We start from the raw sequence: 15,916 nt of genomic DNA on the forward strand, positions 1-15,916 counted from the left end.
CCTACCTCACCTAGCACCATCTTCTTCGTCGGACTGAGATTCCCCCGGATCCAAGGCGATACGAAGTAGATTCCAATACTGACGCCGTTACAGTTCATCCCGCGGCCATCACGTCACCCGATGTTCCCCGCTGACATCATCTCATCAACCAGTCGCGTCACCTGCTGACCAAGCAGATTGTAAACTGTCAGGCGAACATCGGTTCGACTCGGTAATGTGAACGATATCTCAGTCGAGGGATTAAACGGATTTGGATAATTCTGTCTCAGCGCAAAACCAGCAGCCGCGGATCGTCATCATCGACATCAGTCGGCAGATAGAGATAAACATTCCCCAAATCGCCGCGCCGGTCGCGCTCGGGTCAACCAGGTCGCCCGGGCCGTCATGCGAGGCCGCCATCGATGGTGCGCTCATATACTCCGGCGTCGTCACCGAAAACGGCTGACTCGCGGCAAGCGGCGCATACAGATTACTATATATCCGATACCGTAGTTTGACTCCACTCCACTGCGGGCGGTCAGACCATCCGGCCGCCAACTTTGACCCCTGTTCATCGAGAATCAACCGTCGGCTGGAGCTTCGCGGCGGTATTATCGGGAAACCAATGTCGCCACCTGAAGTATCGCGCTCGCGCGGCTGGTGGCCGTCAAATAAAGCTCCTTGGTCACAGTCCGGAGTAGTCAGGCAAACCGATCGCGCTTACGAGTCATTGATTGCCGCCGCCATCTCATCGATATTCGCGCCACCGACGGTCGATGACCGAATTTGGTCCCACCGGCGGTTTTGTCGGCATTTATACCATACCACGGGCGCGTGGCGTGGTGCACGACCATTGTCAGCCAGCAGACATAAAACCGATTCTGCGCATCCCGCCCGACGTGACGTTTGACGATCTGACTATCCGAGGCCGAGGTTGATATCAAAACTCCCGCCATCAATCTGACCGGTGGAGGTCAGCCATCGACCATACGCTTTGCGGCGATGATCCCCGGCTATCTATCCGGGCGACCAAAGCACCGACCGTTTTTCGCCAGCGCGGCGCGCGGCGTCATTTCCATCACCTGTAGAGTTGAATCAGAGATCGTGAACTCATCCGATTTCCGGAATCCCGTAATCAGACAGATATCGAGCAAATACTCGCTGCCCGGCACACCGGAGACCGCGCGCCCGTCCACTAGACAGCTTGATATTCTGCTGCACCGTATCGCCGTCCGCCGCGGAGGTTTCCGACTGGAATTAACGCCGGTCACCATTCAACTTTCGTTTGGCCCCACCGGGTCGCGGTATGCGCGACCAGTTGCGCAATATCGCCCCCATCGTTCCGTCGATCCGCAAACGGAACCAGGTCCGCGCCGATCGGTAACCGAACCACCACCGAGGGTGAACTTGCCGGCACCCCTTGCGTATCGTCATTCAATGTGCGCGGCGAAACCAACGTACATCACCCAGCAAATCAAACTGATGGAAAAGTAGATATCGCATCATCGCGCTGAAGAACTGCAGCGAATCAGCCGCGGAGGGTGGGACGATCGTAAACTCGGCGGCGACAGCAGTCCCCGCGCCGGTATACTGACGAACATAAACATCAGCATCGACCGACCGGTAATCTTCCCACGCGATCAGGTAGCCGGAGTTCGGTTGCACTGCAACCTCTGGCGCCCAATGCGCATTGCTGGCGGCATCAGAATTGACAATCGTCGGCGCGATAACCGAAACACCAGTATTGGAATATATCCGCATCTGAATTGTGTTGCCGCTGATATCGTAATTCTCCCAGACGATCACTAGTCGGCCATCGGGGTAGATATCAACATCATACAGTCCGGCGAACGCACCATTGGTCGTATCATTGACCAGAAACGGCGCCAGATCAACTGCAAGCGCGCTGGTGTAGCGCGAACCATAAAGCAATCCATTGGTGCGATCGCGATAGCATAGAAAAACGCGCCCCGATGTATCTACCGCTATTTTCGGATCAACCGTTTCTGCGCCGACCGTCGACCCGTCATCATCTGATTGACGCCGAGAGTGAACCAAGCGAATCAGGCCAACTGCAGGAATATCTTTCGCCCCATCTCGTTCATCCTGCCAGACCGTCACCCACTGACCGTTTTCATTTTGGCACCGAGACAACATCCTGGGTAAAATGAGCCGGGAGAGCTGATCTCGGAGATCCGAAGGTCAACTGCCGCAGGGAGACGAGACTGGACTGTCCGATTGCGGTAAGGGTGGCGCGACTGTCCGGATTCGGGACGGTGACCTGTTCCCTGATATTTGCCTCGCCCGTTCTGCCGATGAAAGCGCGGCCTGCGTAACCGAGGTATAACCAGAAGAAAGAGGATCAGTTTTCTCCAACCGACATTGACCACCACACCTTTTGCGCCTGGATAATTGTCGTAGGGCACATGCCCCGCTCCCGAAACTCCCGAGGTTTGGCACCAAGCCGTAACTTATTGCGAGGCATCACATAATGGGCTCCAGAACCTCTTCGAGCAAGCTAATAATAGTATCGGCATTGCGGGAGTAAGTTGCAGCGCAATTACTTGGACCCACCTAATTGAATGCCGCGCAAATCTTTGGCGCAACTTTGGCCCCGCCCTGTCGTACTCTAACCTAAAAAGGATAACAGGCGGCTTGCTTTGGCGGCCGCTGGGAAAGTCGATTTGAAACTATGTCGCTGACGGAAAATGTACCATCCTCCGGACCGGAGCAACCCTGGGAGCGGGTCCGGTGATGGAAGAAGGAATAGTCCAGGCATACTGTGAGCATGCGTATTCAAAATCGAGTTGCAGGACAGGGAGTGATTCTGGTTCTCCTCTTCGCGCTGGTAACGCCGGTCGCGATCTGGGCACAACCCGCTCACCGCCGGCCCCTCATTTGAGGAACGCGCTCTAGAAAACTACGCTCGACCGCAGATCGAAAGAGGTCTGCGGATGAATACGCCGATATCCTGGTTGAACTCGACTTTGATCGCCGATTATCTCGAATATCTCTCGGAATCAGATTCCAAAACGATCGCAAGTATCTCGCCAAGCTGGATAATCTCAATGACAATCTCGATCGTCGTCTGTATGAAAGATCGCGACCAGTTGGTGATCGATCTGACGCGCATGTCGAGATCTGGAAAGATCGAGCAGTATATCGAGGAATCGGAGAGATCTTCCCGATTCGCATTCTCCAAACTGGTCAGCAGTTTGGGCGTGATTTCTCCAACATCAATGATCTGTTGCAGGATGATCTGGTGGACCGCCTGGCCGAAGTGCGAAACCAACCAGAGAGATCTCAGGCCACGATCGACGAGTTGCTCGATGGAATGATGGGGAAGAACGCGGCGGCCACCCCGTCGTTGTGACTGTCCCGAGAATCAACGAAAAAGGCGATCCAGGAGATGCGGGAGCAGGCCGAGGCAATGGCGGATCAGGCGGCCAAACTGGCCGAAGAAATCAGCAGGCGAAATCCAAATCCTCCCGCAAAACCAATGAGTCTCCGATCATCATAGATCTTTCATTTCGATGAAAGCGATTTTGTCTGGGCCGGCTCAGGTACCTCCAAAGAGATCGAGGATACCCTTCGGGTCACCAATCCGCGCCTGCCGATCAGGATCAATAATCAACTGGGCGCCGTGACTGTATCGGGCACGACCTCCAAACAGATCGTTACCAATGACCGCCGAGATCTCCGCCGACTCCCGTTCGCCAGGAGAAAAAGCTCCTTTCTGAGATCAACTGAAAGCTGGAATCCGTTCCCGGCGGCTATGCCACTACCGCCACCGCCCCCGACAGGAAGAATCAACAACGACTGCCGCATCATCAGCAATTCGCTCGAAGTCTTTCTGCCTTCGAGCAATCCGGTCGTCGTGAACAGCTCCTTTGGCTCGGTGACGGTCGCCGACCTGAACAGCGGTGTGGAGATCCAGGCCAATTACGCGCCGGTCGAGGTTGATGCTGTCAAGGGAGGCGTGGTCTCAACAACATGGGGCCAGATCGGGCTGATGAACTGCAGCGGGCCGATCCGGGTGAAAAACGGATACGCGCCGATCGTGCTCGAGGCATGCACCGCCAGCTCAGTATTGAAAATTCCTATAGCGAAGTTGGCCTCGATGGTTGCTCCGGTGAAACGGTCGTGCGCAACTCGGGCGTCGTCAAAGTCTCCGACCATACCGGCAATGTGCGCATCAGCAACTCGTTCGGTCCGATCGATGTCGATGGTCTCGCCGGAAATCTGATCGCGGCTAACCAATTCCAGCCCCTCTCCGTTCGCGATATCAAAGGGACGGTCTCAGTCGAGAATGCCAACTCCAATATCGATCTCGCCAATATCAGCGGCCAACTGACCGCCACCACTCACTGCGGTTTGATCCAGGCCGAGGATCTGGCCGGTCGGTCCATCTCAACAACCAGAACGGCAATATCTGTCATGGGAGATGGATGACCGCTTTAAGGGGAGCTCGTGGGTGCAGACCAGCTTCGGCAATGTTGAGCTCATTATTTCCGAGAAACGGATTTCTGGGTGAAAGCCAAGACTACCTTTGGCGAGATCGTCAGTGACATTCCATTCAAACTCGATGATTTCGGCACGGGCAAATCAGGCTCCTTCAAACTTGGTCGGGCGAGCGATTCGCTCACGATCAACGGCCAGAATACCACCATTACCATCAGCGGCTCGAAATAACTCTTCTGATCGATACAATACCATAAAGAAACAGCCGGTCTTGCAACCGGCTGTTTTGATATCTGCCGTGAGGAGAGGTTAACTCAGGCGACCGGCTCTTTGGTCATCGTGGTTTCGAGCTTCTCGAGCTGCTTTTTCAGCTTGGCCTCGATATCCAGAAATACGTCTTCCGCGTGATAGACCGTCGTGTCAAAACTGGCCAGATTCTTGAGCTCTTCCATCACCGAACTGATAGTATTGACGCCGTTAGTGATTATCCCCATGGCCGACCGAAGCTGCCCGGTCTGGTCCTGGATCGTCCCCTTGTTGATCGCGTACTCGATCAACTGTGCCCGCCCGAGAATAGTGGCGGTCGCGTTATTCATGTAATGATTGAATGTCGCCGTGATCGTCTTGAGTGCTCCAGCGCCAGCTTTTTCATCTGGTCGCGGGCGATCTGCTGTTGCATCAGCCGATTTTCGCGCAGCAAGTTTTCGGTCGTGATATACTGCTCGAACAGCAGACGGTTTGCCTCGAACAGAAGTTCGTCGGTCGGCCGATCTCGATCTCCAGGAATTTCGCCTCGGCGATCGTCCAGGTCGGCAACTGCTCTTCGATCCGGTTGAGCGCACTTCAGTCGTGAAAGCCAGCGAGGCCCGCACCGTATCCTTATTTTCATGCGCAACGTCAATTCTTTCGGACGTCCCTCAGCGATCGCAAATCGCGAGATCAAATTGGTCAGGTTGACCCGCCTGGCTCAGGCCGATCTCGCTCCGGTTGGCGGAATCTGGCGGGAATACAGGTGGTGCATTCCGACCGCTTCGCAGAGATCTTGACCGGAATATCTCCACTGCTCCAGCAGGAATTTCCCGACTCGAGCATGGTTCGTCCCCAGAGCTGCTCTTCAGCTCGACCAGATTTTCACCCTGCTGAACCTGCCGCCAGATCTGACGGTACTTTTCGGAAGAGTTTTCGAGTACCAGGATCCCTATGTCATGCAACAGGCCGGCGACAAACGCTTCTTCGGAGGGCTTTTTCCCGAGCGCCTCGTAGATCATCCGGGAACCGATCGCCACCTCCAGCGAGTGACGCCAGAAGCGCGTCCGGTTGATCTGCGTTTTCCAGTCTCCCACCAACTTGTAAACTGAGGAATAGAGGGTCAGCGCGGTGACTGTCCGCATCCCAAGGGTCACCACAGCTTGGGTAACGGTTGAGATATTCCGTCCGGCGCCATAGTAGGGAGAGTTGGCGATACGCAATACCTTGGCAGTCATCGCCGGGTCGCGCATCAATACTTTGGCCAGTTCCTGCGAAGAACTGTCCTCTTCGAGTGCCCGAAGGCCCTCCGCGCCTGCGGGAGCGAGGTCAACTACTTGTGGTCGCTCAGGATCTTGGCAAAAATGTCTGTTTGCATAGCCATAGGTCGATACTGGATATATCGGCCATTATGGCGACTTGTTGAGTCTCTCTTGGGAGGTTATTGGCGGGAAAGCTTTGATTCGATCCGGGCCCGTCGGGTGGAAAGCCTTTCCCTCTCAGACTGGCCAAAGGGACACTGTTTTTCGGCCCGAAGGGTGCATTCCAGGGCCCTTTGCAGCTCTCGTGTCCGATGCTCGTAATAAACCGCCAGTTCGATCGAGGCGCGGTACCCCTCACGACTGTCTGCAACCGACAGCTCCTGCCAGATCGATACCGCCTGCGCCCAATCTCCCGCGCGCTTGAGCGCCGAGGCATGGAAAAGCCGTATCTCCGGAGTCATGTCGCCGACAGACTCATCCGCTATCCGCTTGCACAAACTGAGGACCTGAGGCGTACGGTTGCGACGACGGTATACTCGCGACAGCGAATAAAGATCATCGGTCTGATCCAGCACTCCCCCTTCAGTCGCAAATGCCGACGCAACATGCGCCAGCAGGAAATGAAGACTGACTATATCGTGACGGTTGTGTGTCAGCACATCTCCCATCTTGTCGAGCTGCTCGGTGGCCAGCCATTCGAAATAGACCGAGGGAACCAGATAGCCGGGGATATCATCCTGGCGGTGAAACTCGAACAGCCGACGTTCCACATGCGTCAGGTTGCACTCTTTCAACCGTCGTTTGAATAATCTTCGCGCCGAATGCAACAGGTCGATATGTTCGCCATAGATCACTTCGCGCCCAACCCGGTTGACGATCAGCCGGTCCCGCACCACCGGGATATCAAATGCCGCTCCGTTGTAGGTGACCAAACATTTCTCCGGCCCAAACTCGCTCTGTAATACCTCAAGCATCGCCGCTTCGTCCGAGTAATCCGGGATTAGGTACTGCCGCACCTCAAATCCTCCCTCGACCACCGATCCACAGCCGATCAAGAACGGCACGATCCCGACACCGCCCAACCCGGTTGTTTCAGTATCAAAGTAGAGTACCCGGCTGAGATCGATCTCTCCATCCCGTTCGAGCGCGGTAAATGATGAATGCGGATGCGCCGGGGAGACCAACGTGGAATCAAGCGACACCAGCCCATGCCGGTAATCTATCGGATAAAAGCGTCTCACCAGGACGAACCGTCCGGCGGCATGTTCCACCAGTTCGCCGCCGAGCGTCTGGGCCATGCGGCCGTAACGCTCGGGGATATCGCGCGACTGGCTCTTCTTCGCCGATTTTACTTCGGCGGGGGAGGAGATCAGTCGCTTGACACTCTCTAACTTCTCATTGAGACTTCGGGGCTTGTCCATGGCTGACTGCTTCGATCGCGGATTGTACTTTGAGGCGGGTAAAGCGGTCGGTTTCGGCCGCGAGGAATGGAACTCGAAAATCACACACATCAGCCGTGTCGGCAGTGACGATCGCCACTGCGGCATGGGCCCGACGGAGCGCATCTTCCGACTTTGTCTGTGGCAACAAGGTATGTAATGCCGTATCTGTTTTCATCGATCCTAATATCTGGCAGGCCAGATGACCCAGTTGGCGATTGGCCGATTCCATCGAGTCAATGATCGTCTGCAACACCGTCGCCGTATCAAGCAACGACAGCGCCGCCGCCGCGGTCATCCGGACTCCATAAAACGAATCTCCCAGCAGATGGGTCAATCGCGGTATCGCCTGCTGCAACTTGAGCTGTCCGGACGCGACTGTCGCCGCCTTGCGCACCAGCATGATCGTATCTTCCAGCGCCATCATGATCGCATCAGCCGCGCGAATATCACCGATCCGCCCGAGCGACCCGATCGACTGCTCGCGGACCTGCCACCGCGGATGTTGCGTTACGCCTAATAATCCCATCACTGCCGAGGTATCCTTAATATCACCCAATGCCCACGCGACCCGTTCCACCACCAACCCCTTATTAAATCCGAGCGCTCTGAGCAAATAGGGGACCGCTGGCGCCCCGATCTTTTTCAGGATATTGATGATCGCAAGTCGTTCCCGTGGTGATTTCGTCTCCAGCTTATCGACCAGTATCGGGACAGCATCCGCCCCCAACGCGGCGATAGAATCTTCCGCCGGCTTGACCATCGGCTGAAACTTCACCTCACCCGAGGATGCGATCACAAACAGCGAGTCGATCTTCTTCTCCAGCAACCCCTGCCCGGAGACCGTACCCGCTAACAAGAGTAGCATGGCGGTCGTCAGAATCGGTATCACTTTCTTCATGGTTTGGTCGCCTCCGTGCTGTCCTTGGGATACAACTCGATATCCATGCCGCCCCCCCACCGGGAATCAGTCTTCCAGTAGGAGTTCTCTTTCCCATTGCCGGTATACTGGTCGGCGCCACCAAGATCGATAAAGAGCCCGATCGACCCAAAATCCCGTCGGCTATCCCCAAACCCATGCGTATTCTTCGGGTTCTTGATGAAATACCGGTCGTCCCCTTCGTTGTCGATCTGTATTCCCGCACCATTTGCCGATCCTGCCCCCTGCGAAAGATCATACGCCGTGTAGGTGTCGTTTCCGTGACGGTCCAGCATGATCCCGCATGAATAATCATGGCCGCAGCCATGCATCAGCCCCTTCCCGAAATAAACATCGTGACCATAGTCATCCACCAGAATGCCCAGGGTCATATGTGTCGCCGCTCCCTGCGCATACTGATATGACTGGTAATTGTCGTTGCCGGATGAATCATACAACATCCCGAGCGACCACCAATAGCTGGTCCCCTGGGCGAAAATATCCGAGTAGTAGTTGTCGTTCCCTTTCAGGTCGACCAGGAAACCAAGGCCGCCGGAGGTCCAGGGGCGAAGGCCGTAGCCGAATCCCTGCGACATCGAGAGGTAATGATCGTCGTACCGAAGTACATCTTTGTATTTGCCGCCGGCATAGTACGAATCCGATCCCTCAAAATCATACAGTGTCCCGATCCCTTTGATGAACCCAAACCCCTGGGCATGCAGTGCGCCATTGTAGATATCGCGCCCCGCCTCATCGATGACGATCCCCATACCGTACGTTCCTGCTCCCTGCACATGCGTGTCGCCATCATACCAGTCATTGCCGGCCGCATCATAGAGTAGTCCAAGCCCGAAAAAGCCTGAACCAACACCAAATGATTTCCCGGAATACCGGTCGTCTCCGCCGAAATCAAGGAGCAACCCGACAGAAAAACAGCCGGACGCGATCGCAAAATCCGACTTGGCGTTGTACTGGTCATTCCCGGCAAGATCGATAATGATCACCGGATGCGGATTGGACGGATCGTACGACAGGTCATAAATATCATCCCCGCCGATATCGAGAATGAAAGTGAAATCGCCGGTGTAGACATCGCGCCCTGCGCCGCCAACACGCCACCCCGCTTGTTTGCCCAGATATTTCTCAGTGTTTGTTTTGTCTGGAATATAGCCGACCGAATTAAGCAGCTTGTCACGAGCCGTCCCACCCGAATCAGCGATCTGCCTGAGCATCGTCAACTCCGGCATGATCTCCCGAAGGTAACTTATTCCGGCCGCAAGGATCGGGTCGGTATTGATCTCGGCGCCGAATGTCACCAGCGTGTCGGTATATTTCTCTTCCGCTTTCTCCAGCGAATCGAGTCCTTCGATCGAGAGAAATTCTTCGCTCTCCCGTGTCACCAACAGCTCTTTGAATTCGTTCCGCAGAAATGCGCGCTGCTTTGTGGTCAATCCTGCCATCGCCGACTCAGTCGAACGGGGGAATATGACATGCACATAATTCCCCGACCGCGAGAGTACCTGGTTCATGGTGAAATGACTGTAATAGAGATCATACTGCCGCTTCAGGTCATCGGCAGTCGGGGGATAGGCCCGTCCTCGTTTGGTCTGGTACTCCCCCTGAAGATCCTGAAAGAGGATCCCCGCCAGTATCTCCGGCTGGCCTTTCGCACAGGCCTGTCTGATCTCTTTGCTGTAATTGATCATCCCCAGCGGGTTCTGCATCAGATCCGCCACGATCTTCAGCCGAAACGAATCCGGCTCGGTGTAATCGGAGCGATAAGTAATATCCCCCGGCGACATATTCAGGTATTCCATCAGGTGGACCAGTCCGGCCATTTCGGGCGGAAGGTTCTCTGCTGGTTGCGTCGAATCCTGTGCAGAAACTGAACAGGCCAACAGCGCGATACAAAGTGTTGTCAGGATTGATTTCATGGGTAGCTCAAAGGTGACAGTTTTTGCCCGGGAGGACAACAAGTGCATACAACATCCTCTCCGATTGGATAATCGGCATCCGTGAAGGCTTTCTTTGAGCGGCAGACGACATGAGCGGCAGACGTCCCCGTCTGCCCTTTCGCTAACTCAACCACCCCCCAGAATTCTCTGGTCAATCCCGACCTTTCTTACTACCTTTCCCCGTACCCCCGCCGGGACACAAGTCGGGGAATACCAAAGAGATGACCCATACCATTCGAAAAATACTGATCGCCAACCGCGGGGAGATTGCCGTCCGGATCATCCGGGGATGCCGTGACCTCGGTATCCGCTCCGTTGCCGTCTACTCCGAGGCAGACAAAACCGCCTTCCATGTCCGGATGGCCGATGATGCTATCTGCATCGGCCCGGCCCCTTCCAATCAAAGCTACCTGGTACACGATGCTCTCATCGCCGCGGCCAAAAAGTCCGGCGCGGATGCCATTCATCCCGGATACGGCTTTGTCTCCGAAAACCAGGCGTTTGCCGCTCGTTGCGTCAAAGAAGGGATGATCTTCATCGGCCCACGACCGGAAACCATCGGCCTTCTGGGTGACAAACTGGCCGCCCGCGAAACCGCCATCAAAGCCAAACTGCCGTTGGTGCAGGGCTCGAATATCGATGTTACCAATCTTGCCTCTGCCCGCGAGACTGCCAAAAAGATCGGCTACCCGATTCTCGTCAAAGCCGCCGCCGGCGGTGGCGGAAAAGGGATGCGCGTGGTGAATGCCGATGACCAGTTCGAGGAAGCCCTGCAATCCGCCGCCTCCGAAGCAAAATCAGCTTTTGGCGACAGCCGCGTTTATATCGAAAAATATCTGGCCCGCCCTCGCCATGTAGAGATCCAGATCCTCTGCGACCAACATGGCAACTGCATTCACCTCGGCGAACGCGAGTGCTCTATCCAGCGCCGCCACCAGAAGGTGATCGAGGAATCCCCATCCCCGATCATGACTCCCGAACTTCGCAAGCAGATGGGCTCTGCCGCGGTTGAGATCGCACGCGCCGCCGGTTATGTCGGCGCCGGGACAGTCGAGTTCCTCGTCGATGAACAGAAGAACTTCTATTTCCTCGAGGTCAACACCCGCCTTCAGGTGGAACATCCCGTCACCGAGATGGTCACTGGTGTTGATCTGGTCAAAGAGCAGATCGCCGTTGCCGAAGGAAAAAAGCTGACGCTCCGCCAGGAAGATATCCAGATGCGCGGCCATGCGCTCGAATGCCGCATCTATGCCGAGGACCCGGACAACAACTTCATGCCTTCAACCGGCCTGCTCAAAAGCTATGTCATTCCGGCCGGGCCGGGCGTGCGGGTCGATTCCGGCGTTGTGCTTGGTTCCGAGATCCCGATCTACTATGACCCGATGATCGCCAAACTGGTCGTCTGGGGGAAAGACCGCTCCGAAGCGATCAGCCGGATGAAACGCGCCCTCGAAGAGTACCGGGTCTCCGGAGTCGAAACGACTATCGGCTTTCACCGCGTCATCATGGACAACCCGAAATTCATCAGCGGCGAACTCTCCACCCGTTTTCTCGAGGAAGAGTATCCTGATAACGTCTATCGACATCTGACCGATTTTCTGCGTGAACGCGCCGCCCTCGCCCTGGCGATCGACAGCTATGTCCGCGAGCGCAAGATCGCCGTGGTTGACCAGCCGGCTGCACCGCACTCCAACTGGACTATCTGGCACCGCGCGGGCAACCTCCGTCAGTTCGGAGGGAGCCGCTAATGCCTCGCTATTCGGTCGAAATCGACAACCAGGAATTTGATATCCAACTGGAGTATCGTTCGGAGCGATTTTTCGCCACCGTCAACGGACACCCCTTTGAGGTCCAGCATCAGTGGTTGGGGGAGAGCCGCGCATTGCTTTTCATCGGAGCCGAATCGCTCGAGGTTGATATCCACTCGGTCGGCGGCAATGGCCAGCGAATGATCTTTATGAAAGGGATCGAGATCCCCGCCTTCATCGAAGATCATGCCGTCGCCAAAATGCGGAAAGCCGCCGGGATCAGCCACCATGTCGCCGCGGATTCCTCCCTCAAAGCTCCCATGCCCGGCTTGGTGATAAAGCTTCGCGTCGAACCGGGAGAACGAGTCGCCAAAGGTCAACCGCTGGTGATCATCGAAGCGATGAAGATGGAAAATATCATCAAGGCCCGCACCGACGGTATCATCAAAGAGATAAAGGTCAAAGCGGGCCAATCGGTCGAAAAAGGGGACACCCTGCTGGAGTTTGAGTGATGGCTGACCAGAAAAAAACATCCTCCGGTATTCCGATCCCGCCGTTGGCGGATCAGTCATCCTCGCCGCAACCCACTCTTGGCAAACCGGGCCAGTACCCCTACACTCGCGGCATCTATCCTGATATGTATCGCGGACGCCTCTGGACTATGCGCCAGTATGCCGGATTCGGCACCGCCGCCGAAACCAATCAGCGATTCAAGTATCTGCTCCAGCGCGGTCAAACTGGCCTCTCGGTCGCCTTTGACCTGGCCACCCAGATAGGCTTCGACTCAGATCATCCCATGGCCCATGGTGAGGTCGGGCGAACCGGTGTCGCTATCGACTCACTCGCTGATATGGAGACGCTCTTCGACGGTATCCCGCTCGACAAAGTCTCCACCTCCATGACCATCAACTCCACCGCTGTGGTTCTGCTGGCTATGTATATCGCTGTCGGCAAGAAGCAGTCGGTCTCTCCGGCCAATCTCTCCGGGACAGTGCAGAACGATATCCTCAAAGAGTTCATCGCGCGCGGCACCTATATATTGCCACCCGGCGGCTCGATGCGGATCATCACCGATATTTTCGGCTACGCCAACCAGCACCTCCCGAAATACAACACGATCTCGATCTCCGGTTACCATATCCGCGAGGCAGGGGCGACCGCCGTGCAGGAGGTAGCCTTTACTCTCTCCAACGCGATCGCGTATGTCAAAGCTGCTTTCGATGCCGGCTTGACTGTCGATCAATTCGCCCCCCGACTCTCTTTCTTTTTCGCCTCGCATAACGATCTGTTCGAAGAAGTCGCCAAATTCCGCGCCGCCCGCAAGATCTGGGCGCGCCTCATGAAAGAGCAGTTCGGCGCTACCGATGAACGCTCCATGCTCCTCCGTTTCCACACGCAGACGGGTGGCTCGACCCTCACCGCCCAACAGCCGGAGAATAATATTGTCCGCACCACCATGCAGGCCTTGGCGGCGATCCTGGGCGGCACGCAATCGCTCCACACTAATTCCTTCGATGAAGCACTCGGTTTGCCGACCGAACGCTCCGCCGAGATCGCCCTGCGCACTCAGCAGATAATCGCCTTCGAATCCGGCGCCGCCGATTCCGCCGACCCGCTCGGCGGTTCATATCTGGTTGAGTATATGACGGATGCGATTGAATCGAAGATCACTGACCTGATGGCTCATATCGACCGGCTTGGCGGCTCGGTCCGCTGTATCGAAACCGGCTACTTCCAGGATGAACTGGCCCGCTCCGCCTACGAATACCAGCGGCAGGTCGAAAAGGAAGAAAAGGTCGTTGTCGGCGTCAACAAATTCAAGACCGACCGCTCGGAGATCCCCTCCGTCTTAAAAGTTGACCCGGAACTGGAACGTCGCCAGATTGCGGCAGTACAAAAGGTTCGGAGCCAACGGGACAATCAGGCAGTGCAGTCCTCTCTGGCCGAACTTCGCGAGGCTGCCACCGGCAATCAAAATGTCGTTTATCCGGTGCTGAAAGCTGTTGAACAGTACGCAACCGTAGGAGAGATATCAGATGTCTTTCGCTCAGTCTGGGGTGAATATCATGCGCGCGGCTAAACTATCCGCTCTGCTCGGTCTGCTGGTGATCTTTGCCGGATGCTCCGGCACCGATACCGGCGACTCCACTCAGCCGGTCAGCGAACAGGATGACCGCGCCGCCATTCAGGCATCGCTCTCCGAAACGATCACCCGCTGGCATCACCAGGATAAAGCCGGACTCTATGACAATGAGTTCGATTACCTGAAAGAACGCATGACCTTTGATGCCTATCTCGAAACCAAAGAAATGCGGATGGATGCTGACACGGTGATGGGGATCGAGGTCAAAGACTGCATCTTTTACGGCCGCGACTCTGCCGATGTTGCGGTTGAGATCCTCTTCGAGGGTCCCAAAAAGATCAAGTCCCGCATGCGCGACAGTTTCCGCCTCTATTACTACAAAGACAAATGGATCAGGCCGACGCTCTCCAGCATTGATGCTCAGTTCGAGTATGACAAGATGAAAAAATCATACGAGGAAGCCGTCAAAGCTGAGGAAGAGGAATCAGGCGACAAATAGGATGACTGATCCGCTGATCTCTCATGTCGGTATCGCCGTCGCCGATCTGGAAAAGGCGGTCGCGCTTTACCAGCAATTGACCGGCCTCACCCCGGGCCCGGTCGTCGAGGTCGCCGACCAACAGGTCAAGGTCGTGATGTTCGCCGCGCCGTCCGACCAACCACATCCCGGCGGACGGATCGAACTGGTCGCCGCAACCTCACCAAACTCACCTATCTCCAGATTTATCGAACGCAAGGGGGAAGGGCTGCATCATATCTGCATTTATGTGGATGATATCGAAGCTCGCTTGATTGCGCTCAAATCTGCTGGCGTAAAACTGATTGATGAATCGCCGCGTATCGGCGCCGATGGTGAGAAGATCGCCTTTGTTCATCCCGCCTCTACCGGCGGTGTCCTGCTGGAACTTCAGCAACGCGCTACTTGACCCGACTGACCGGTCGTCCCTGTCCACAGAGATGACAGACCGTATCCCGCTCACGATTTTCCGTCCCACATGAACATTGCCAGCTCGATGGCTTGGTCGCCGCAAGTTTCCCCTTCTGGAACTGACGATACCGTGTCAGGAAATAGATCGCGATGATCAACAGGATCGGCAACCCGAATGTCAGCATCCGATTGCGCGGCGCCATAAACACCTCGTTGCTGTGATCTCCGATAAATCTGAAATCCTGCTGCATGCCGGCCAATGCCTCGGCAAAATGCGGGTAATCCTCAAAACCGGCACGCCCCCAGAGCGTAAAGAGATACTGGTCGCCGTCGGAAAGACGATACAATACCCCCATCATGCGATGTCGCACCACTTCGTCCGCGGCCAGATCCTGCGAGGTAAACTCCAGCACAAACCGGACGTTGTCCCCTTCGTTATATCCGCTCGAGGTCAACAATTTCGACTCGGGCAATGTCAGGATCACCGAATCGATCACCCGATCGACCGACGCCTTCAGCGATGCCTGGTTATCGATAGAACCATCCAACTCGATCGTCGATTTGAAAACCAGCATCTCCGACTCTTTGCCCACCGACATCAGGAGAAAGGGGTAGGAGCTGGTATCGCCGAGCAATTCCCAGCCTTCGGCGACCGGAAGTTCTATCTCGCCGCCGAGACGGATTATCTGAGCCGAAAGCGGCTGAACCGCCAACCCAATGATCAGGGTAACTGCAATAACCAGTATGATTTGACGCATACCGAATATATCGGCATTTAAAAGCGAAACTGTTGTAAGGGAGATTATACGATCAACTTACACAATCTTCCCCTCTCCCTCTGGGAGAGGGTGCCCCGAAGGGGCGGGTGAGGGTCAGAACTTTTGCGTTGTTCCGTC

21 protein-coding genes are annotated in these 15,916 nt (G+C 55.7%); 8 read left to right on the forward strand and 13 right to left on the reverse strand.

All coding sequences use genetic code 11. The features are described from left to right. Nucleotides 1-113: 113 nt before the first annotated feature. The 7 genes from IPH75_13375 to IPH75_13405 form a co-directional block, all read right to left on the reverse strand. Nucleotides 114-269 (reverse strand): T9SS type A sorting domain-containing protein, encoded by a 156-nt coding sequence (locus IPH75_13375; GenBank protein ID MBK7143058.1) that lies wholly within the window; start codon nt 267-269, stop codon nt 114-116. Further along, nucleotides 241-564, reverse strand: a complete 324-nt coding sequence (locus tag IPH75_13380) for a hypothetical protein (protein MBK7143059.1) — start codon at nt 562-564, stop codon at nt 241-243. Before IPH75_13380 ends, IPH75_13375 begins: the two co-directional genes overlap by 29 nt. 116 nt (nt 565-680) lie before the next feature. Further along, complete coding sequence (locus IPH75_13385) at nt 681-935, reverse strand: hypothetical protein (GenBank protein ID MBK7143060.1); 255 nt, start codon at nt 933-935, stop codon at nt 681-683. Nucleotides 936-992: 57 nt separating this feature from the next. After that, nucleotides 993-1,175 carry a hypothetical protein gene (locus IPH75_13390; GenBank protein MBK7143061.1) on the reverse strand — a complete coding sequence of 61 codons (183 nt, stop codon included), beginning with the start codon at nt 1,173-1,175 and terminating at the stop codon, nt 993-995. A gap of 238 nt (nt 1,176-1,413) precedes the next feature. Continuing rightward, entirely contained in the window at nt 1,414-2,136 is a 723-nt protein-coding gene (locus IPH75_13395) for a hypothetical protein (protein MBK7143062.1), read from the reverse strand. 841 nt (nt 2,137-2,977) lie between these two features. Continuing rightward, nucleotides 2,978-3,271 (reverse strand): hypothetical protein, encoded by a 294-nt coding sequence (locus tag IPH75_13400; GenBank protein ID MBK7143063.1) that lies wholly within the window; start codon nt 3,269-3,271, stop codon nt 2,978-2,980. 338 nt (nt 3,272-3,609) lie between these two features. Further along, entirely contained in the window at nt 3,610-3,921 is a 312-nt protein-coding gene (locus IPH75_13405) for a hypothetical protein (GenBank protein ID MBK7143064.1), read from the reverse strand. Between the two features lie 51 nt (nt 3,922-3,972). Between IPH75_13405 and IPH75_13410 the strand changes: the two genes are divergently transcribed. Continuing rightward, the gene (locus IPH75_13410) at nt 3,973-4,431 is read left to right on the forward strand and encodes a hypothetical protein (protein ID MBK7143065.1); all 459 of its coding nucleotides are present in this window, start codon (nt 3,973-3,975) and stop codon (nt 4,429-4,431) included. Nucleotides 4,432-4,509: 78 nt separating this feature from the next. Then, complete coding sequence (locus tag IPH75_13415; GenBank protein ID MBK7143066.1) at nt 4,510-4,671, forward strand: hypothetical protein; 162 nt, start codon at nt 4,510-4,512, stop codon at nt 4,669-4,671. Nucleotides 4,672-4,754: 83 nt separating this feature from the next. Here the strand turns inward: IPH75_13415 and IPH75_13420 are convergent, their stop codons facing one another. Next, nucleotides 4,755-5,036, reverse strand: a complete 282-nt coding sequence (locus IPH75_13420) for a hypothetical protein (protein ID MBK7143067.1) — start codon at nt 5,034-5,036, stop codon at nt 4,755-4,757. 32 nt (nt 5,037-5,068) lie between these two features. Here IPH75_13420 and IPH75_13425 point away from each other — a divergent pair, with 32 nt between their 5' ends. Next, nucleotides 5,069-5,293 (forward strand): hypothetical protein, encoded by a 225-nt coding sequence (locus tag IPH75_13425; protein ID MBK7143068.1) that lies wholly within the window; start codon nt 5,069-5,071, stop codon nt 5,291-5,293. A 64-nt stretch (nt 5,294-5,357) separates the two neighbouring features. Here IPH75_13425 and IPH75_13430 read toward each other — a convergent pair whose 3' ends face one another. The 4 genes from IPH75_13430 to IPH75_13445 all read right to left on the reverse strand — a co-directional run bounded on the left by IPH75_13430 (nt 5,358) and on the right by IPH75_13445 (nt 10,240). Then, complete coding sequence (locus IPH75_13430; protein MBK7143069.1) at nt 5,358-5,939, reverse strand: HDOD domain-containing protein; 582 nt, start codon at nt 5,937-5,939, stop codon at nt 5,358-5,360. Nucleotides 5,940-6,127: 188 nt separating this feature from the next. After that, nucleotides 6,128-7,369 (reverse strand): ribonuclease H-like domain-containing protein, encoded by a 1,242-nt coding sequence (locus IPH75_13435; protein ID MBK7143070.1) that lies wholly within the window; start codon nt 7,367-7,369, stop codon nt 6,128-6,130. Then, on the reverse strand, nt 7,344-8,288 hold the full coding sequence (locus IPH75_13440; GenBank protein MBK7143071.1) for a HEAT repeat domain-containing protein: 945 nt from the start codon (nt 8,286-8,288) through the stop codon (nt 7,344-7,346). Before IPH75_13440 ends, IPH75_13435 begins: the two co-directional genes overlap by 26 nt. Next, nucleotides 8,285-10,240 (reverse strand): hypothetical protein, encoded by a 1,956-nt coding sequence (locus IPH75_13445; protein ID MBK7143072.1) that lies wholly within the window; start codon nt 10,238-10,240, stop codon nt 8,285-8,287. Before IPH75_13445 ends, IPH75_13440 begins: the two co-directional genes overlap by 4 nt. A gap of 242 nt (nt 10,241-10,482) precedes the next feature. Between IPH75_13445 and accC the strand changes: the two genes are divergently transcribed. Genes accC through mce form a run of 5 tightly spaced genes read left to right on the forward strand, consistent with a single transcriptional unit; the run spans nt 10,483 to nt 15,018 of the window. Next, nucleotides 10,483-12,009, forward strand: a complete 1,527-nt coding sequence (accC, locus tag IPH75_13450) for an acetyl-CoA carboxylase biotin carboxylase subunit (protein MBK7143073.1) — start codon at nt 10,483-10,485, stop codon at nt 12,007-12,009. Continuing rightward, nucleotides 12,009-12,521 (forward strand): biotin/lipoyl-binding protein, encoded by a 513-nt coding sequence (locus IPH75_13455; GenBank protein MBK7143074.1) that lies wholly within the window; start codon nt 12,009-12,011, stop codon nt 12,519-12,521. Before accC ends, IPH75_13455 begins: the two co-directional genes overlap by 1 nt. After that, complete coding sequence (locus IPH75_13460) at nt 12,521-14,089, forward strand: methylmalonyl-CoA mutase (protein MBK7143075.1); 1,569 nt, start codon at nt 12,521-12,523, stop codon at nt 14,087-14,089. The genes IPH75_13455 and IPH75_13460 overlap by 1 nt, the downstream gene beginning before the upstream one ends. Continuing rightward, entirely contained in the window at nt 14,076-14,591 is a 516-nt protein-coding gene (locus IPH75_13465; protein MBK7143076.1) for a hypothetical protein, read from the forward strand. Before IPH75_13460 ends, IPH75_13465 begins: the two co-directional genes overlap by 14 nt. A gap of 1 nt (nt 14,592) precedes the next feature. Further along, nucleotides 14,593-15,018: a methylmalonyl-CoA epimerase gene (gene mce / locus IPH75_13470; protein ID MBK7143077.1), complete on the forward strand. Its 426-nt coding sequence runs from the start codon at nt 14,593-14,595 to the stop codon at nt 15,016-15,018. Here mce and IPH75_13475 read toward each other — a convergent pair. Continuing rightward, on the reverse strand, nt 15,011-15,778 hold the full coding sequence (locus IPH75_13475; protein ID MBK7143078.1) for a hypothetical protein: 768 nt from the start codon (nt 15,776-15,778) through the stop codon (nt 15,011-15,013). The genes mce and IPH75_13475 overlap by 8 nt on opposite strands. Nucleotides 15,779-15,916 lie beyond the last annotated feature (138 nt).

It is taken from the genome of bacterium (assembly GCA_016708025.1).
Taxonomy (GTDB): Bacteria; Zixibacteria; MSB-5A5; order GN15; family FEB-12; genus FEB-12.

Coding starts and splice junctions, on each gene's coding strand:
- IPH75_13385 (MBK7143060.1), bottom strand. CDS start 935: ATGGCGGGAGTTTTGATATCAACCTCGGCCTCGGATAGTCAGATCGTC.
- IPH75_13395 (MBK7143062.1), bottom strand. CDS start 2,136: ATGTTGTCTCGGTGCCAAAATGAAAACGGTCAGTGGGTGACGGTCTGG.
- IPH75_13410 (MBK7143065.1), top strand. CDS start 3,973: ATGGGGCCAGATCGGGCTGATGAACTGCAGCGGGCCGATCCGGGTGAA.
- IPH75_13420 (MBK7143067.1), bottom strand. CDS start 5,036: ATGAATAACGCGACCGCCACTATTCTCGGGCGGGCACAGTTGATCGAG.
- IPH75_13430 (MBK7143069.1), bottom strand. CDS start 5,939: ATGCGCGACCCGGCGATGACTGCCAAGGTATTGCGTATCGCCAACTCT.
- IPH75_13435 (MBK7143070.1), bottom strand. CDS start 7,369: ATGGACAAGCCCCGAAGTCTCAATGAGAAGTTAGAGAGTGTCAAGCGA.
- IPH75_13440 (MBK7143071.1), bottom strand. CDS start 8,288: ATGAAGAAAGTGATACCGATTCTGACGACCGCCATGCTACTCTTGTTA.
- IPH75_13445 (MBK7143072.1), bottom strand. CDS start 10,240: ATGAAATCAATCCTGACAACACTTTGTATCGCGCTGTTGGCCTGTTCA.
- accC (MBK7143073.1), top strand. CDS start 10,483: ATGACCCATACCATTCGAAAAATACTGATCGCCAACCGCGGGGAGATT.
- IPH75_13455 (MBK7143074.1), top strand. CDS start 12,009: ATGCCTCGCTATTCGGTCGAAATCGACAACCAGGAATTTGATATCCAA.
- IPH75_13460 (MBK7143075.1), top strand. CDS start 12,521: ATGGCTGACCAGAAAAAAACATCCTCCGGTATTCCGATCCCGCCGTTG.
- IPH75_13465 (MBK7143076.1), top strand. CDS start 14,076: ATGCGCGCGGCTAAACTATCCGCTCTGCTCGGTCTGCTGGTGATCTTT.
- mce (MBK7143077.1), top strand. CDS start 14,593: ATGACTGATCCGCTGATCTCTCATGTCGGTATCGCCGTCGCCGATCTG.
- IPH75_13475 (MBK7143078.1), bottom strand. CDS start 15,778: ATGCGTCAAATCATACTGGTTATTGCAGTTACCCTGATCATTGGGTTG.